This window comes from Bacillus sp. FSL H8-0516 (assembly GCF_038635285.1).
GTDB classification, from domain to species: Bacteria; Bacillota; Bacilli; order Bacillales; family Bacillaceae; genus Bacillus; species Bacillus safensis.
Window position 1 is genome coordinate 318,916 of the sequence record NZ_CP152051.1, and the last position, 16,678, is coordinate 335,593.

Here is a 16,678-nt window from a genome sequence, read left to right on the forward strand (position 1 = left end):
AATGATGGAATAGAAAATGGATTGAAGGAGCTTCTGCTATGCGACTGTTTTTGCCAGTATTCAACTATGTGTGTATGTTGATTTTATCAGTCATCACAGCAACATTCGTTTATACGTTTTTATTCATGCCGCCTGAAGTGGGCTTTAGTTATGTGGAGATGACCAGTCTGTTCATTTTGCTCGCTTATGTCATTTTTGCTGCACCGATTCAGCTTGTTTTACACCGGCATCCTAAGAGGTTTTCGAAGCCGTGACTTATTGATTTATTTTATTGCGGCATGGGTAGTTTGTTCGGCTTTGGCTTTATGGATTGATTATGGGCTTGTTGTGTTCATCAGCTATAAAGTCTATTTGTTTAGCTTCTGCGCAGCCCTTATTTATTGGGTGCTGGATTCCGTCTTTTTGATGGAGAATCCATCGTAGGTATGACGAAAGGCTCTCTATTAACTTTCACTAGTCTGATCATAGGAAACCCATCTTGTCATACGCTAGGAAGTCGTGGAAGGACAGTCACCACAGCCATTTGCACCTCATAGGCTATGGAGAAGACACTAAAACGAGGTGTAAGGAAATGGCCCAGCTGTATGCGAAAAGTTGCCTTGATCAAAATCTACGATCACTAGAAGAATGGAAGCAGGATGCTTTCACACAATTTGGCGAGATGGTAGGAGATGAAGCCGATACATTCCCTTGTGTACCCGGAAGACAGGGATTTTTTCTCGATCATTTACGCTATGGGTTTGTTGGTGACCCGAGGGAAGAGGAAGCGGTGGATGAATTAGCCCAGCTGCTGAGAGAATATCAAGGCTGTGCGAAAGAAACCGGTCAATATGCTTCATTTATCTGTTTTTTTGAAACACCGCAGGATTTAAAGGAAAGCTCGCTTGAAGAGTTTGAGCAGCAGTTTTGGTCGCTGCTTCAACGGCTGCATCATAAAGATGAAGAACCGTGGCCTGAGGAGATTTCGCTAGATACTCATCATCATGAGTGGGAGTATTGCTTCCATGGGGAAGCGTATTTTATTTTGTGTTCCACTCCTGCTCACAAACTCAGAAAAAGCCGCCACTTCCCTTATCTCTTGATGGCATTTCAGCCTAGATGGGTGTTTGAGAAATTGAATGGATCGACCAAGTTTGGACAAAAAATGAGCCAGCTCGTTCGCAAGCGGCTCAAAGCATATGATGAGGTCAGTGTTCACCCATCATTAAAATGGTACGGGGACCCGACCAATCATGAATGGAAGCAATACTTTCTCCCAGATGAAGAGGCGGAGAAACCAGCCTCCGCCAAATGTCCATTTACTGCATTAAAAAACATGATGAAATTATGATGCGGTCTGATCCTGCTTCCACTTTTTCCTCATAAATAGCACCATGATGGCAATCACTGCAATGATCCCAAGGCTGATAAAAAAGCCAGGTCGTCCGCTTGCCTCTGTTAATGTGCCTGATACAGCGGCTCCAATTAAGAGCAGCGCAAGAATCATTTCGCACGTTTGGCGGGTGGATGGCTTGGATAGCTTTTTACTTGAGAACAGAATAAAAATCCATGTGTACAGCAAGGTAAGACCGGCTGCTGTTGTGAGATGCTCGTAGATGTGTTTGGACAAAAAGAGTGCAAGCAAAATCGAGACAATTAAGCCAGCAGCAGTTAAGATAATCGAAGACCATCTCACATGCGAAGGATCTTTTTGTTTAAAACAAGCAGGTGCATCCTGATGCTCTGACATTGTGCCGAGCAGCGTTGTGACCGCATAGAGAGAGGCAACCAATGTCGAAAAACCAGCAATAATGAAAATGCCATTAAAGATATGAAGAAAGATCGATAAATGAAACGGCTCTAATGAAGTAATAAATGGACTGCTGTTCTCATTAAAAGCTGTCACTGGGACAAGCAAGAGAGCAAGTCCGATCGAGACGATATAGATGACCGCTAGAATGATCAGCATGACACGTCCAGCTTTTGCCGCATCCTTCGGGTCCTTTAAATGAACCGCCATCAGCCCCATGACTTCAATTCCCCCAAATGCATAAAACGCATAAATCAATCCATTCCAAAGACCAAGCGGACCAAGAGGCATCCATTCGTGATCCTTGTTAGGCAGATGAAGGGTCGGTTTATGTTCTGTCAAAATGCCGAATAATACAAGCACCGCAAGAATCATAAATAGAAAAATCGCCGCTGTTTTCAGTACCGCAAGAACATTTTCTGTCTTTTGAAAAGAAGAAAGCCCAATGATAATCACGAGCAGGGCAAGAGCGGAATAAATCGCAGAAAACACCCAAAGCGGAACAGAAGGAAACCAGTGGCGGGTAAACAGAGAAATGGCGGTTAACTGACTTCCTGTAATCAGCATTTCTGCAAACCAATACACCCAGCCATTGCTAAACCCTGCCCAGCGTCCGTATGCTTTACGAGCATAGGAACAAAATGACCCTTTATCAGGATTATCGGCTGTCATCGCAGCTAAATGTTTAAAGACGAGATACGTTCCGGCCGCAGCAAGCAAAAAGGAGATGCAGACGGAATAACCGGATTTTGTAATGGCGATGCTGGAACCAAGGAAGAACCCAGTGCCAATTGTACAGCCGACTCCGATGAGAGAAAGCTGCCACCAAGATAAAGATTGTTCTTCTTTCAATGCAAGTGCAACACCTTTCTATTTCAATGACATTAGCTTGTGACCGCGTCTTTTTTTTATACATGATCAAGGGGACATTTTGGGCATACTGTCATGGAAAGGAGTGCATGTGATGAACGGAGAACACGTCATTTTACCAAAGGGTAGACTCGGCTTACGTTTAGGAAAAGGCCAATGTATGCGAGTGGTTGATGTCGAAGGCCAGCAAGTAGCAGATGTGATGGCCTATCATGAAAAGGATTTTTATGAAAAATTTGACCAAGGTGCGACGATGGACAGTTTGTTCTCGTCTAAAGTGAAAAAAGGCGATAAGCTCTATTCTAATTTATATAAACCGATGTTTACGATCATTGAAGATACAGTGGAATGCCATGATTTATACATGCCCGCCTGCCGGCAAGAGATGTATCAGCTTTTATACGGCCGGACGCACTTAGAGGTCATGCATACATGCTACGACAATTTGCGGACTGCCTTTGAGCCCTTTGGAATTCCAAAGGAGGATATGTACTATCCTTTTAACGCCTTTATGAATACAGTCATTGATGAAAAAGGAAAGCTGTCTGTGGAGGAGCCAAAATCGCTGCCCGGTGACTACATTCGCCTACGGGCTGAAATGGACCTCATTGTGGCCGTGTCCGCATGCCCTGCTGATATTGGGAAGTGTAATGGATCAAGCTGTACATCCATACGGGTAGAAATTGATTAAAAAAGAAAAGGACCAGTCCATAAAGACGTGGTCTTTTTCGCTTGTGAATGTTTGATCATCTAAGAAATAGGGGAACGTCTAACAAAATGTTCTTGATGAAAACATGGTATAATGGAGATTCAAAAAACGTTGTTAAATCAATGAATTGTGAGTAAAACCTGTTCTCTTCATGTAGAGGATGCTTAGGAGGAAAAGTGTATGAGTTTGCAAAAAAAGATCAGCCAAGAGTTGCATGTGCAGCCCTCAATTGACCCAAAGCAGGAGATCGAAAAACGGGTTGGATTTCTAAAGGAATACTTGAAAAAAACCGGGGCAAAAGGATTCGTTCTCGGCATTAGCGGCGGGCAGGATTCAACGCTTGCCGGCCGTCTTGCACAGCTTGCTGTCAGTGAGCTTCGTCAAGAAGGAAAAGAGGATGCGGTCTTTATTGCGGTACGCCTTCCGCATGGTGTGCAGCAGGATGAAGATGATGCACAGCTCGCCCTATCATTTATTCAGCCAGACAAGTCGTGGAAATATGATATTGCACCTGCCGTGTCAGCATTCAGTGATCAATATCAAAAGGAAACGGGCGGCCCATTGTCTGACTTTAATAAAGGGAATGTCAAAGCACGCATGAGAATGATCGCGCAATATGCTGTCGGTGGTGAGGAAGGATTGCTTGTCATCGGTACAGATCATGCAGCTGAAGCAGTAACCGGCTTCTTCACGAAGTATGGTGATGGCGGTGCAGATGTTCTTCCGCTTACAGGTTTGACAAAACGCCAAGGCCGTGCGCTACTCGAAGCGCTAGAAGCGCCGGAGCGCCTGTACTTAAAGAAACCAACAGCTGATCTGCTGGATGATAAACCTCAGCAAACGGATGAAACAGAGCTCGGCATTACGTACAATGAAATTGATGATTACTTAGAAGGAAAACCAGTGTCAGATCAAGCCGCCGAAGCGATTGAAAAGCGTTATGTTCAATCAGAGCATAAACGCCAAGTACCCGCTTCCATGTTTGATGACTGGTGGAAATAAAAAAGAAACCTCTCCAGAAGATGGAGAGGTTTTTTATGTTGAATTGAGTTTGACAAAATAACCAAAAATTCATTAAATTAGTAGAACGATATACTTAAGTCCATTTAACTAAATATTGATTTTTTTGAACAATAATAGCAAACATAATTAGTTCGATTCACTTAATTTCGCTCCTATTGACAGTATTTTCAGAAAAAATAATTGACGAATAAAAAGAATGCGCTTACAATGAAACCACATTCCGAAAAGTGAAATTAGATTCCACTGGATGGAATAAAGGAGTGGTTCACCTCCAAATAAGAAGCTAAAGGAATGATTCACACAATGAAAAATCGAAGTGCACTGGAAATTTACAAAGAGGGAGGCGCTTGGTGGGAGACTGAGATTAGTCATATTCAAAAAAATTCAATTGAAATTCGAGGGTATCCGATTGAAGAACTGATTGGTGAATTGTCTTATCCACAAATGCTCTATTTACTGCTTGTTGGTGAATTATTGGATGATTCAAAAGCAGCTCTTTTTGAAAGTGTTCTTGTCGCAGGTGCGGACCATGGACCAAGAGCACCATCTATTGCAGCAGCTAGAATGGCGGTGACTTGCGGCATTTCGTTTAATTCCTCTGTAGCAACAGGGGTGAATCTATTAGGTGACATTCATGGCGGAGCCGGAGAGAAGGCCATGCGTATGTTATACGAGGCCAAAGCGATCTACGATGATCAAAAGGATATACAGGCTGCGGCAAAGCAAGTGTGTCAAACATGGTTAAATCGCAAGGAAAAAATCCCGGGAATCGGCCATCAGCTTCATGATGATGATCCGAGGGTGAGACGTCTATATGAGCTGAGTCACAAACATGTCCAGCAAGGTCTTATCAGCGGCACATATTTACGGTTAGCCGAAGCGATTAGGCATGAGCTTGAACAACTGAAAGGGAAGAAAATCACGATGAATATAGATGGTGTATCTGCTGCCATCCAATGTGAATTAAACATTCCAGCAGAAGCAGCAAAAGGCATTTTTTCCTTATCCAGAGGAATGGGAATCGTGGCGCATGCATATGAGGAGCTGACAAAGGGAGCCCTCGTGAAAGGACCTTGTCCGAATGAAGAAAGATTGGTTCGTTATGCAGGACATGGAACGCGGCACTTGAAGGAGGGAGAGAAAATTTGAGTAGTTTGAGAGCGTTGTCATATATAAACGGCGAGTGGCTGGATACCGGTCGTGTGAAAACAGATATCATCAATCCTTACTCAGGAGAAAGGATCGGTACATCCTATCTCGCCTCATCAGAAGACATAGAACAGGCACTTTCTAGTGCGCAGCATGCTAAAAAACAAATAGCGGGAATATCGGCAATCGACCGCTCAAGGCTTCTAACAAAAGCAGCCACCTTGCTTGAAGAACAAAAAGACCATTTTGCAAAATTGATTTCGCTAGAATTAGGCAAACCGCTTAAAAATACAAGAGATGAAGTTTCGCGGTCAATCGAGACGCTGGCGCAATCGGCGGAAGAAGCGAATCGATTAATAGGTGAGACCATTCCTGGCAATGTATCATCGCGCGGACAGGGAGCAATGGCCATGACATTTAAAGTACCAGTCGGAGTTGTGCTGGCGATTACCCCTTTTAATGCACCGCTCAACTTAATTTGTCACAAAGTCGGTCCGGCCTTTGCGGGAGGGAATGTCATCATTTTGAAGCCTGCACCGCAAACATCAGCTGTTGCCACAGCGTTTGTCGAACTCCTTCTCGAAGCAGGATTTCCTGAGGCTGGTTTGCAGCTTGTGATTGGCGGGGTCGACGCCGGGAAACAGTTAGTCACTGATGATAGAACGAATCTCATCTCTTTTACCGGCGGGGCTGCCGGAGGCGAACACATTACAACCTCTGCGGGATTAAAAAAGGTACTGCTCGAACTCGGAGGGAATGGAGCGACGATTGTTCATCACGATGCAGATATTGAACAAGCCGCATCCATGTGTGCCAAAACAGGCTTTAGTAATTCCGGTCAAAGCTGTATTTCTGTTCAAAGAATTTATGTCCACCAGGAAATGATGCCGTCGTTTACTGATGTATTAAAACAAAAAGTAGAGCAGCTTGTTGTTGGAGATCCGCTGTCCAGTGAGAGTGATATCGGCTGTATGGTCGATGTACAGGCCGCACAGCGTGTTGAGGCATGGATACAAGAGGCAGAGAGCATGGGTGCCCAGCTTTTATGCGGGGGGAAAAGAAATGGAGCGAGCATCACACCGGCTATTTTGCTAAACCCTCCGAAACAGGCAAAGGTCGTCTGTGAGGAAGTGTTCGGCCCAGTTGTCAGCATTCTCCCTTATGAGGAGCTGGAGGAGGCAATTAAAGAAGCAAATGATAGTCGATATGGTTTGCAGGCAGGGATCTTTACGAATCAGCTGGATGTGGCATTACACGCAGCAAAAGAGCTTGAAGCTGGCGGGGTTGTCATCAATGGGACATCGAATTTTAGACTGGATCATTGGCCTTATGGCGGGATTAAACGAAGTGGCCTTGGAAGAGAAGGTCCGCGTTTCGCCATCGAGGAGATGACCGAAACCAAAATGGTCGTGCTTCCAAATGGTCTGTGAAAGGGGCGTATGGATGTGAATGCATTTCAGCAAAAGGTAAAAAGTGTGCAGGCAGGCGGTCAGCCAATGATTTGTACGCCGCTCATCGGACAAACAAAGGAAGAATTGTTTCATGAGGTCGAGGTGTTAACAGAGAAGAAGCCTGATGTGATCGAGTGGCGGGCGGATTTTTTTCATCACCTTCATGACAAGGATCAAGTGATAGAAACCCTTAAGGGAATGGTAGAAAAGGCAAAGGGTATCCCATTTTTATTCACCATTCGTTCTGAAAAGGAGGGAGGCGAAAGGATATCACTCTCAGAATCTGAGAAGGTTTCTCTGCTTGCCGAGCTTTGTTCCACACAGCTTGTGGACGCCGTTGATTATGAATTAATGCATGATGTGACACATATACAGCAAGTCAGTCAGGCAGCTAAAAGACATGGCGTTACCTTGATTGTGTCGTATCACGATTTCGATCGCACCCCTGAGGTGGATCGCCTCGTGCAGCTATTCGTCAATGCAGAATCAGTCGGCGCCGACATCGCAAAGATCGCAGTGATGCCGCATTCCTATGACGATGCATTAACACTGCTCTCGGCGACCAGCCATGCGAAAAAGCAGCTGTCAATTCCCGTTATTTCGATGGCAATGGCGGAATACGGTGCTTTTACAAGAATGATTGGCGGGCTTTTTGGTTCTGTGATGACCTTTGCTGTAGGGAAAGAAAGCTCAGCTCCCGGGCAAGTGGCGATACAGGATTTGAACAATGTTCTATCTATTGTGTTTTCAAAGAATAAGTGAGTAGCAGATTCATAGCTGCACCGTGAGAGGAGAGAAACATGAAGAAGAATATTTCTACACAGGTTATTCAGTACTTAGAAAATCGGGGAGTCGAGCATATTTTCGGCCTCTGTGGTCATACGAATATTGCTTTTTTATCAGCGCTTGAAAAAAGCTCGATTCAATTTGTAAATGTCAGACATGAACAGATAGCAGCACATGCAGCAGATGGTTATGCGCGGGCGAAGAAACAGACGGCTGTTGTTCTCAGTCATCTAGGACCTGGACTCACCAATGCCGCAACAGGGGTAGCGAATGCAGCACTTGATTCCATTCCAATGGTTGTCATTGCAGGAGATGTCCCAAGTCACTATTACGGAAAGCACCCACACCAAGAAATCAATCTTCATTCCGATGCCTCTCAATACGAAATTTACCGGCCGTTTGTGAAAAGAGCATGGCGAGTCGATATTCCAGAATTATTTCCAGAGATTTTATCAAAAGCATTTCAGTTAGCTGAAAGCGGCCGTCCTGGCCCGGTGCTTATTTCTGTTCCAATGGATGTGTTCTCAAAAGATTTAGATGTGTCCCTGTTTGAACAAATCAACCATCATACACACACCATTGAAAAACCTTCTATTGATGATCAAACGGCCAATCGGATATTAGATCGATTGCTGCAGGCAGAAAGACCGCTCTTATATGTTGGGGGAGGCATTTTATTAGCTGATGCCGCTGAAGAACTAAAGGCATTTTCTGACCATCTAAGTATCCCTGTCGCCCATTCTTTGATGGGGAAAGGAGCCATGCCGGATGATCACCCAATGACCCTTGGAATGACAGGGTTTTGGGGGACGAAATTTATCAATGATCAGTGCAAAGAGGCGGATTATATATTGGCTTTAGGCACTCGTTTTGCTGAAGCTGATGCGAGCTCGTGGGAATCAGATTATACGTTCCGCTTCCCATCAACCAAGCTCATTCATATTGACATTGACCCGAATGAAATTGGACGTAACTATCCTGTTGAAATTGGAGCAGTAGCCGATCTTAAGCAAGCCTTGACTGTACTCAATCGAGTGGCGAGAGAAAGGCTGCCAAAAGGACTGAATCGTCCTGAATTGAAAAAGGAAATTGCGGCATATCGTAAGGATTTTCAGGCTAGCAATCTGACGAATGTTCAAGATGAATCCTTCCCAATGAAGCCGCAGCGTATTTTGCAGGAAGTGCGGGAAGTATTGCCGCCAGATGCTTTCATTACAACGGATGTTGGCTGGAATAAAAATGGGGTCGGACAGCAATTTCCTGTGTTGACGCCAGGAACCATTTTAACGCCAGGCGGCTTTGCAACGATGGGATTTGGAGCCCCTGCCGCACTTGGGGCAAAGATTGCCCAGCCTGACCATGTTGTTGTGTCACTCGTTGGAGACGGCGGCTTCGGTCAAAATCCATCCGTTCTCGCAACAGCCGTTGAAGAGAACATTCCTGTTGTGTGGATTGTGATGAATAACAGTGCATTTGGCACAATAGCCGGCTTGCAAATGGCGCACTATGAAACGACGTACGGCACTGTTTTCAGTAAAGCTGGAGAAAGCTATTCACCGGATTTTGCTGCCATTGCGAGAGGTTATGGAATGAAGGGGATTAAAATCACCTCTGCTTCTGAATTCAAAGAAGCTTTAGCTGAAGCCATTGCTTCTCAGGAGCCTTGCGTTATTGATGTCGCAATGAAAAATGATCCTGTTCCTACGGATGGACATTGGAATATTAATGACATTTATTCACCAAATTCAAAGCGCTCACATGTCAGCGTGAATTAATCAGAACGAGGGAGGAATTAACAATGAAAATTAAAGTATTGAATCCGTTTCAAGATGGGAACCCATTATGGTTAGGCTTAGATCGTCCAGAGGAGCAAATGGTTCGAAAGGTATTTCAAACCATTACACCGGATACAGTTGGATCAGAACATATGATGGCGGGTCTCACCATTTTTGAACCAGGGGAAGCAAGTTCAGTGCACAATCACCCGGGTTCAGAGGAATTTGATTTTGTGATTAAAGGATCTGGCGAAGTCATTTGTGATGGAGAAAGGCAGTCCTTTAAACAAAATGATTTCATGTTCATTCCTGACGGTGTCCCGCACCAGCATGTCAATACAGGAGATGAACCTTTATGGCTCATTTGGCTCTACACACCGCAAGGGCAGCTTCCAAAGGATTAAAAACCTGCACCGGTAAGCCCTCTTTTTGAATCATCAAGGCTTTCCGGGTCAATCAGAAAGATGAAAAGGGCTAAAATTAGGAATGATTTTAGCCCTTCATCACTTGAATGAAAGGGAGTCAAGCAATGAATATGAATACACCGCTCGAAGGAATAAAAATATTAGACGTCTCTACGATGATTGCTGCACCCTATGGCGCGGTGCTTCTAGGGGATTTTGGAGCAGAGGTCATCAAAGTCGAGATTCCTGGCAAAGGCGATACGCTGCGGCATGTCGGCCCTTTTGCAGATGGGGAACCACTTAGATGGTCTGGTCTCTCACGGAATAAGAAATCCCTTACACTGGATCTGCACAAAGATGAAGCAAAAGACATTTTTAAAAAGCTTGCGGGTCAGGTCGATGTGCTGATTGAAAATTTCCGCCCTGGCACCCTCGAAAAATGGGGCGTTGGGTACGATGTGTTAAAAGAAATCAACCCTCGTTTAATCATGATTCGTGTATCGGGTTATGGTCAAACGGGCCCGTTTAAGGACAAAGCCGGATTTGGAACACCAGCGACGGCGTTTAGCGGCTTTACATATATTCAAGGGTTTCCAGACCGGCATCCAGTCAGCCCTTCCTTTTCTCTCACTGATTATATTGCTGGCATCTATGTGGCGTTTGCTACTGTGACAGCGATGTATTACAGGGATACACATCCAGAAGGAACTGGGCAAATGGTGGATTTAGCCCTCTATGAATCTGTGTTTCGTATGTTAGAGTTTTTGGTTGCAGAATATGACAAGCTTGGGAAGGTGCGTGAGCGTTCACCGGGGCTAAGTGGACATTCAAGCCCTGCCGGCACCTATGAGACAAAGGATGGTCATTATTTGGTTCTTGTGACGAGTACAGATTCGACCTTCAATCGATTGGCAGAGGCGATGAATCGATTAGATTTACTAGAGAATGAAAAATTCGCGGTCAATGCATCCAGGCTGAAGCATAACAAAGAAATGGATGCGATCGTCTCTGAATGGATCGCGTCGAAAACAAGGGATGACGTATTAGAAATTTTAGATACACACGGTGTTCCTGTGAGCCCAATCTTAAGTATTCGGGATATTTTTGAGCATCCGCAATTTAAAGCACGAGAGAATATCGTCGAGGTGCATCACCCTCGTCTTGGAAAAGTGAAGGTGCCTGGGATCATTCCAAAGTTTGAAAAAACACCTGGAAGTATCCGTCACATTGCACCTGATTTAGGCGAACATAATTATGAAATTTTAACAAATATGCTTGGCTTAACAGAAGAAGAGTGTAAGCAGTTAGAAGAAAAAGGGGTAATTTAATACGCTCAACCGAACCGCACGCTGCGGAAACAAAGGAGGATGGTTATGAAAGTGCATTCAGAACTGAAGGGGAATGAATTGCAGCCCGCATATGTGAAACCAACGAAAGCCCGTTTTGGCATATTGATTCTGTTGTTTTTTATTACCGCTATTAATTATATTGATCGAGCCAGTGTATCCATTGTTGCTCCTGCAATTCAATCTTCATTGCAATTAAATCCTGCCTTATTAGGCTTGATTTTTTCAGCATTTAGCTGGACATATACAGCGATGCAAATACCAGGCGGTTTTATTCTCGATAAATTTGGCTCAAAGGTAACGTATGGGATATCACTTGTTACTTGGTCTATTTTCACAGGCTTACAGGCGTTTGCGAACAGCTTTGCCTTTTTATTCGGCTGCCGTTTGTTTATTGGGATTACAGAATCTCCCGCTTTTCCTGCAAATAACCGTATTGTCACCACATGGTTTCCAAGGCGGGAACGGGCTTTTGCAACAGGTGTTTATACTGCTGGAGAGTATGTGGGTCTTGCATTTGCGACACCTCTTCTATTTTGGATCATGACGACTTTCGATTGGAGAACCGTCTTCATTACAGCAGGTGCGCTCGGTATCATATTTGCTTTCTTTTGGTACAAGTATTATCACGAACCGAAAGAGCATCCGAAGATAAATGAGGATGAGTTAGAATTAATCCGGCAAGGCGATGGGCTGACAGTCGCATCACAGGAGAAGCTGAAATGGGCAGACTTTGCCGCCCTTCTAAAATATCGTAAATTGATCGGGCTTTATATTGGCCAATTCTCTGTTGCGTCTACCCTTTTTTTCTTTTTAACATGGTTTCCGACCTATTTGGCAGAGGCGAAAAATATGGCGTTTCTCAAGGTAGGTTTTGCTGCGTCTCTTCCTTATATTGCTGCATTCTTTGGGGTCTTGTTTGGAGGTTATGTGTCTGATTGGCTGCTTAAAAAGGGCGTATCAGTGAATGTAGCGAGAAAGCTGCCAGTAGTGGTTGGCTTGCTGATGACGAGTACCATTGTTTTAGCAAACTTTACAACAAATATCCCGCTTGTGCTGACCATTTTATCCATCGCTTCATTTGCGCAAGGTCTGTCTAATATCTCTTGGACGATGCTGTCTGAGGTGGCACCGCGGGAAATGGTTGGGCTGGCTGGCGGCGTATTTAACTTTTTTGCTAATTTAGCTGGGATCATCACTCCGCTGATTATCGGATTCATCGTGTCGGCGACAGGCTCTTACAATGGAGGAATTTTATTCGTCAGTTTAGTTGCTTTAGGCGGGGCATTGTCGTACATCTTTATCGTAGGTAAAATTGAACGTATTCAATTAAAGCCATAGAGAGAAAGCAAAAGAGAACTCAAGGGTGAGTTCTCTTTTCAGCGTGTAGACAAACCCTTGCATTCGTTGTCAGTCCTGTGCGCTGGTGCTCACGAATGTTCAATTCGCTCCGCGCCCGTGCTCGTCCTTCCTAGACTTCAAAGGTTTTCTATCACGCTGAAAAGAAGACAAAGGGCTAAAATCAACATCATTTTAGCCCTTTGTCAACAATCTGAAAAGAGAACTCAAGGATGAGTTCTCTTTTTTATGTATAAAAGATAACGGTGATGATCGCTGCACATGCGATACCCATGCTGATATAAAAGCTGGCAAACCATATATTCCAGCGAGTGATACGGTAAGGGTTGACCTTCATCAAATCAGCTAATAGGGAGACAGAAACATTAAAAGGGCTAAACATAACAGTTGATGTGCCAGCAACGATCAGCATGATGGCAATGGGAAGAGCAGGCAGTTCATGGATGACTGGTGCCATCATACTCACTAACAAAGCAAGTGAGACGAGCGGATGAAAACCGCAAAGGGCGGTGATCAGAAAATACAACCCAATGACACAATAAACCCAAATGGCATGGTCTGATATACTGACAATAAATGCTTGAATCGGCTGCATACTGTTTGTCGCAAGGAGCATATCGACAAAGAAGCCTGCACTTAAAAATAGACACATATAGTTGGAGAGCTGACGGGTTCTTTCTTTCCAATGAGGCACAGAGACAGCGATATATTGTTTTCTTTTTTTGATAACAGAAGAGAATAATAGAGCAAATGGAATAATCGTCAGTACTACAGCGAATAAATACCCTTTCCCAATCCATGCATCGACAAGTGAGACGACTGTCATAAAACCTAGCAGCATGAAAGCGAGCTGAAGGGTTTTTCGCTTAATTCGATGAGGATTGGCGTTTGTTTCTGAAGACTGAATGATGTTTGGTAATCGTTTGCTTTGACGAGAAAAAAGCATCCAATCTATCGCCAGTACGACGACCATTAAACCAAAAGTAATAGGTGCAATTTGATAATATTTTAGTTTGGTTGCATCAATGGTGACGCTTACCAGCACTTCAACAGGACTCCAGCTTAAACATAATGCATATGACCTTAAGAGGTTGCGTGTATAAAGATGTTGTTTCACTTGTTCTTTTAGGGATTCAAGCGACGGTTTGAGCGATGTATAGAGTAAGGGAATCGTCGCGATATTTAAAAACATGCCGAGTATATGAGTGACAAATGAACTCTTGCGATAAAGCTGATTTGAGCTCGTTGTATGCAGTGTGAGCAGTTTATTTAATTGTGTATCGAAATGTCCAACATGTATGAGAGAATGAATAAAAGGCAGCATGAAAAAGAGAGAAAGCAAGCCCAGCATGGAATGAAAGTGAAGAAAAAACGTGTGCAATGGCTGGCCGGATAAGAAGAATAAGAACAACCCAATGATGAGAAATACAGCACCTGTTTTCAAATAAAGCCCGCTTGCTTTCTTAAAAGAAATGGTGAGCGAAGCAGCGGCCAGCAGACCAACAAAATAGGAGAGTATGAGAGCAGGAAATAGTTGATGAACTATATATAGACTGATAAGAAGTGTAAAAACGAGCAGGTACATTCAAATATCTCCTCCATCAAATATCTTCAATTGATTTTATTCCGTCTGGTGGAATTTGTTTTCTTTTAATGGAACGTTTAAAATGGATTATAGCAAAATCGATCGTTGATGTCGATAAGAAATCAAAGGGGAAAAGGAGAAAGTGAATATGGCTGATAAAAAGTCAAAAGAAGAATCAGGACTGCGTACAGTTCAGCGTGCTTTGGATATTCTTTATTGTTTTAGTGAAGAACGTCAAGAGCTAACGCTAACGGATATTTCAAAAGAGATGAATTTAGCAATGTCTACGACAACGAGACTGCTCAAGGCACTTGAAATGAATCATTTTGTGGAGAAGAATCAAGAAACAATGAAATACCGATTGGGTCAAAGGCTTTATCTCCTCGGATACATTGCAGGGAAGTCCATTAAATTGAGGGAACTGGCTAAGCCACTCATGTACTCACTTCGTGATGAAACAAAGGAAACCGTCAACCTGTATGTACTGGATTCAACAAGCAGGGTTTGTATTGAACAAGCGGAAGGGCTGCAATCGATTCGGCATCTTGTCAAGATTGGTGAAAAGCTGCCATTGTACGCAGGTGCAGGCGGAAAGGTATTATTGGCATTTCAAAGTGAAGAATTTCAACAAAAAGTATTAGCGTATGAGGCTGATCATGTGATGAAGGGTGACTGGCAAAAGGAACGTAAACATATTCTTGACACATATACTTCTTGCAGCATCGATGAACGCGAGGTAGGATCTGCGGCAGTAGCGGCACCAATCTTTAACATTCATGGTGAAGTGAAAGCCTGTTTATCCATATCTGGTCCAACCCATCGGTTTACTGAAGAAGTCATTCCTCAGCTGCAGCAAAAAGTGAAAGAACAGGCACAGCGGCTTTCTGAACAGCTCGGCTACGTCGTCAAACACAATTTTTAAGATTGCCTATCTTTTCGCGCTCCATTTATCATATAATAGAAACATTATGTAGCATTCCTTGTCGTAGGGAGGACGTGTCACGACCATGAAAATCAATAGAGAAATTCCTGTAAGACAGCGGAATATTGTCCTCATTGGCTTTATGGGTGTTGGGAAAACAACCATTGGGCAGCTGGTTGCCAAAAAGCTATATAGAGATTTTATTGATGTCGATCAGGAGATTGAGAAAAAGTACAACATGACGATTCCAGAGATGTTTCAGCAAAAAGGAGAAGCATTCTTCAGGCAGGCTGAAAAGGATTATATCGTCGATTTATGTGAACATACACAGCTCAAGATCGTTTCCCTTGGAGGCGGTGCATTCAAACAGGAAGAAATCAAACGCGCCTGCTTGAAGCATTGTACCGTTCTTTTCCTTGATCTATCGTGGGAGAATTGGAAGCAGCGGCTTGATATTTTAATCGAAAACCGCCCTGTTCTTCACAACCGGACACTTGATGAGATGAAAGAGCTGTTTGAAGAGCGCCGGGAGATTTATTCTCTTCATAACTCAAGAGTGGAAACAGATCATTTAGAGGCTGAGGAAGTCGCCAATTATATTGTGGACACACTCAAGCTTGGCTGGGATTTATATTCGAAATAAAAAAAGTCTACCGTTTAGGGTAGACTTTTTCTATAAGGTCAATTCTTAATTCCTTGAAGCAGTGCAGCTTTTAAACAGAAGGAAATAGGCTGATGCTGTGCATCGAATTGAAGCTGAAACAGCTGCTTTGTGTCAGAGTCTGCGGCTTGAAGGTGGGAAACGATCTCCTTTTGAATATTCTCTGGCGTGCGACCACGTATAATCCAGTCCTGATAATCAATATGCAGATCCCAGTAACGACTCTCTTTCTGAGTCAATTGGTTGTCATCGAAAAGCTCTTTCCATTCTGATAACGAGCTTTCCCGCACATGAGAAGGGTCTCTCAGTCTATTTAAGTGATTAATAAATGAATCCTGTGCAGGGTTTTCAGGTGCATAATGGTCGACGAGCAGAAATTGGCCGCCTTTTTTTAAGACTCGACTGATTTCCGACATGGCTGCCGGAAGGTTTGGAAAGTGGTGAGCAGCAAATCGGCACGTCACGAAATCAAATGATTCATCAGAGAAGGGCAATGCTTCTGCAGCTGCCTGTTCAAAAGTAATATGTTTTAGTTGGCGTTCTTCCGCGAGTGCTGCGGCCACCTCGATCATTTTTTGTGTGACATCAACGCCGACCCCTTTAGAGATAACGTCTGAAAAGGAAAAAACGGTATGTCCTGCCGCGCAGCCAATATCAAGTAAATGCTCATGTCCCTTCGCATTTGCTGTTGATTTCATCCATTCCAGCTCTTCTCCGGCTGCAAATATAGGTGAATCTCGATAGTTCTCGGCATTTTGTGAAAATTGGTTTTCGGCTTTAGCATATGGATTCATTTCTTTTCCCCCTTTGTGGTCTCTTTATCGTAGAATTCCTTCTGTTATTTGTCTA

At 43.8% G+C, this 16,678-nt stretch carries 15 protein-coding genes and 1 pseudogene; 13 read left to right on the forward strand and 3 right to left on the reverse strand.

The genetic code is table 11. The features are described from left to right. The first annotated feature begins 38 nt into the window (after positions 1-38). Positions 39-423 (forward strand): annotated as a pseudogene (locus MHB67_RS01725) (UPF0715 family protein). A 148-nt stretch (positions 424-571) separates the two neighbouring features. Then, positions 572-1,330, forward strand: a complete 759-nt coding sequence (locus MHB67_RS01730; RefSeq protein ID WP_133744721.1) for a YqcI/YcgG family protein — start codon at positions 572-574, stop codon at positions 1,328-1,330. Here the strand turns inward: MHB67_RS01730 and MHB67_RS01735 are convergent. Next, a complete protein-coding gene (locus tag MHB67_RS01735; RefSeq protein WP_029706583.1) occupies positions 1,325-2,641 on the reverse strand; it encodes an amino acid permease in 1,317 nt (438 codons plus the stop codon). The two genes, MHB67_RS01730 and MHB67_RS01735, sit on opposite strands and share 6 nt — an antisense overlap. Positions 2,642-2,753: 112 nt before the next feature. Between MHB67_RS01735 and MHB67_RS01740 the strand changes: the two genes are divergently transcribed. From MHB67_RS01740 to MHB67_RS01780, 9 genes are all read left to right on the forward strand, one after another. Next, positions 2,754-3,350, forward strand: a complete 597-nt coding sequence (locus MHB67_RS01740; protein ID WP_247721740.1) for an urea carboxylase-associated family protein — start codon at positions 2,754-2,756, stop codon at positions 3,348-3,350. Between the two features lie 198 nt (positions 3,351-3,548). Then, positions 3,549-4,370, forward strand: a complete 822-nt coding sequence (gene nadE, locus MHB67_RS01745) for an ammonia-dependent NAD(+) synthetase (RefSeq protein ID WP_024424335.1) — start codon at positions 3,549-3,551, stop codon at positions 4,368-4,370. A gap of 312 nt (positions 4,371-4,682) precedes the next feature. Then, the gene (locus MHB67_RS01750) at positions 4,683-5,540 is read left to right on the forward strand and encodes a citryl-CoA lyase (protein ID WP_197172468.1); all 858 of its coding nucleotides are present in this window, start codon (positions 4,683-4,685) and stop codon (positions 5,538-5,540) included. After that, positions 5,537-6,970: an aldehyde dehydrogenase family protein gene (locus MHB67_RS01755; protein ID WP_342492741.1), complete on the forward strand. Its 1,434-nt coding sequence runs from the start codon at positions 5,537-5,539 to the stop codon at positions 6,968-6,970. Before MHB67_RS01750 ends, MHB67_RS01755 begins: the two co-directional genes overlap by 4 nt. 9 nt (positions 6,971-6,979) lie before the next feature. Next, positions 6,980-7,753, forward strand: a complete 774-nt coding sequence (gene aroD / locus MHB67_RS01760; protein ID WP_065215357.1) for a type I 3-dehydroquinate dehydratase — start codon at positions 6,980-6,982, stop codon at positions 7,751-7,753. Between the two features lie 38 nt (positions 7,754-7,791). Further along, positions 7,792-9,552 (forward strand): thiamine pyrophosphate-binding protein, encoded by a 1,761-nt coding sequence (locus MHB67_RS01765; RefSeq protein WP_342492742.1) that lies wholly within the window; start codon positions 7,792-7,794, stop codon positions 9,550-9,552. Positions 9,553-9,575: 23 nt separating this feature from the next. Beyond that, positions 9,576-9,956, forward strand: coding sequence for a cupin domain-containing protein (locus MHB67_RS01770; RefSeq protein WP_024424330.1), 381 nt, complete (start codon positions 9,576-9,578; stop codon positions 9,954-9,956). A gap of 125 nt (positions 9,957-10,081) precedes the next feature. Further along, positions 10,082-11,284 (forward strand): CoA transferase, encoded by a 1,203-nt coding sequence (locus tag MHB67_RS01775; RefSeq protein WP_024427254.1) that lies wholly within the window; start codon positions 10,082-10,084, stop codon positions 11,282-11,284. A 45-nt stretch (positions 11,285-11,329) separates the two neighbouring features. Further along, entirely contained in the window at positions 11,330-12,643 is a 1,314-nt protein-coding gene (locus MHB67_RS01780; protein ID WP_025092799.1) for an MFS transporter, read from the forward strand. 244 nt (positions 12,644-12,887) lie between these two features. On the opposite strand, the gene MHB67_RS01785 is transcribed toward MHB67_RS01780, so the two are convergent. Beyond that, the gene (locus tag MHB67_RS01785) at positions 12,888-14,246 is read right to left on the reverse strand and encodes a hypothetical protein (RefSeq protein ID WP_342492743.1); all 1,359 of its coding nucleotides are present in this window, start codon (positions 14,244-14,246) and stop codon (positions 12,888-12,890) included. A 148-nt stretch (positions 14,247-14,394) separates the two neighbouring features. On the opposite strand from MHB67_RS01785, the gene MHB67_RS01790 reads away from it, so the two are divergent. Together MHB67_RS01790 and MHB67_RS01795 are read left to right on the forward strand one after the other, a co-directional pair. Then, entirely contained in the window at positions 14,395-15,168 is a 774-nt protein-coding gene (locus MHB67_RS01790; RefSeq protein ID WP_149126016.1) for an IclR family transcriptional regulator, read from the forward strand. 85 nt (positions 15,169-15,253) lie between these two features. Beyond that, positions 15,254-15,811, forward strand: a complete 558-nt coding sequence (locus MHB67_RS01795) for a shikimate kinase (protein WP_003214270.1) — start codon at positions 15,254-15,256, stop codon at positions 15,809-15,811. 38 nt (positions 15,812-15,849) lie between these two features. Here MHB67_RS01795 and MHB67_RS01800 read toward each other — a convergent pair whose 3' ends face one another. After that, positions 15,850-16,623 carry a class I SAM-dependent methyltransferase gene (locus tag MHB67_RS01800; RefSeq protein ID WP_133744728.1) on the reverse strand — a complete coding sequence of 258 codons (774 nt, stop codon included), beginning with the start codon at positions 16,621-16,623 and terminating at the stop codon, positions 15,850-15,852. Positions 16,624-16,678 lie beyond the last annotated feature (55 nt).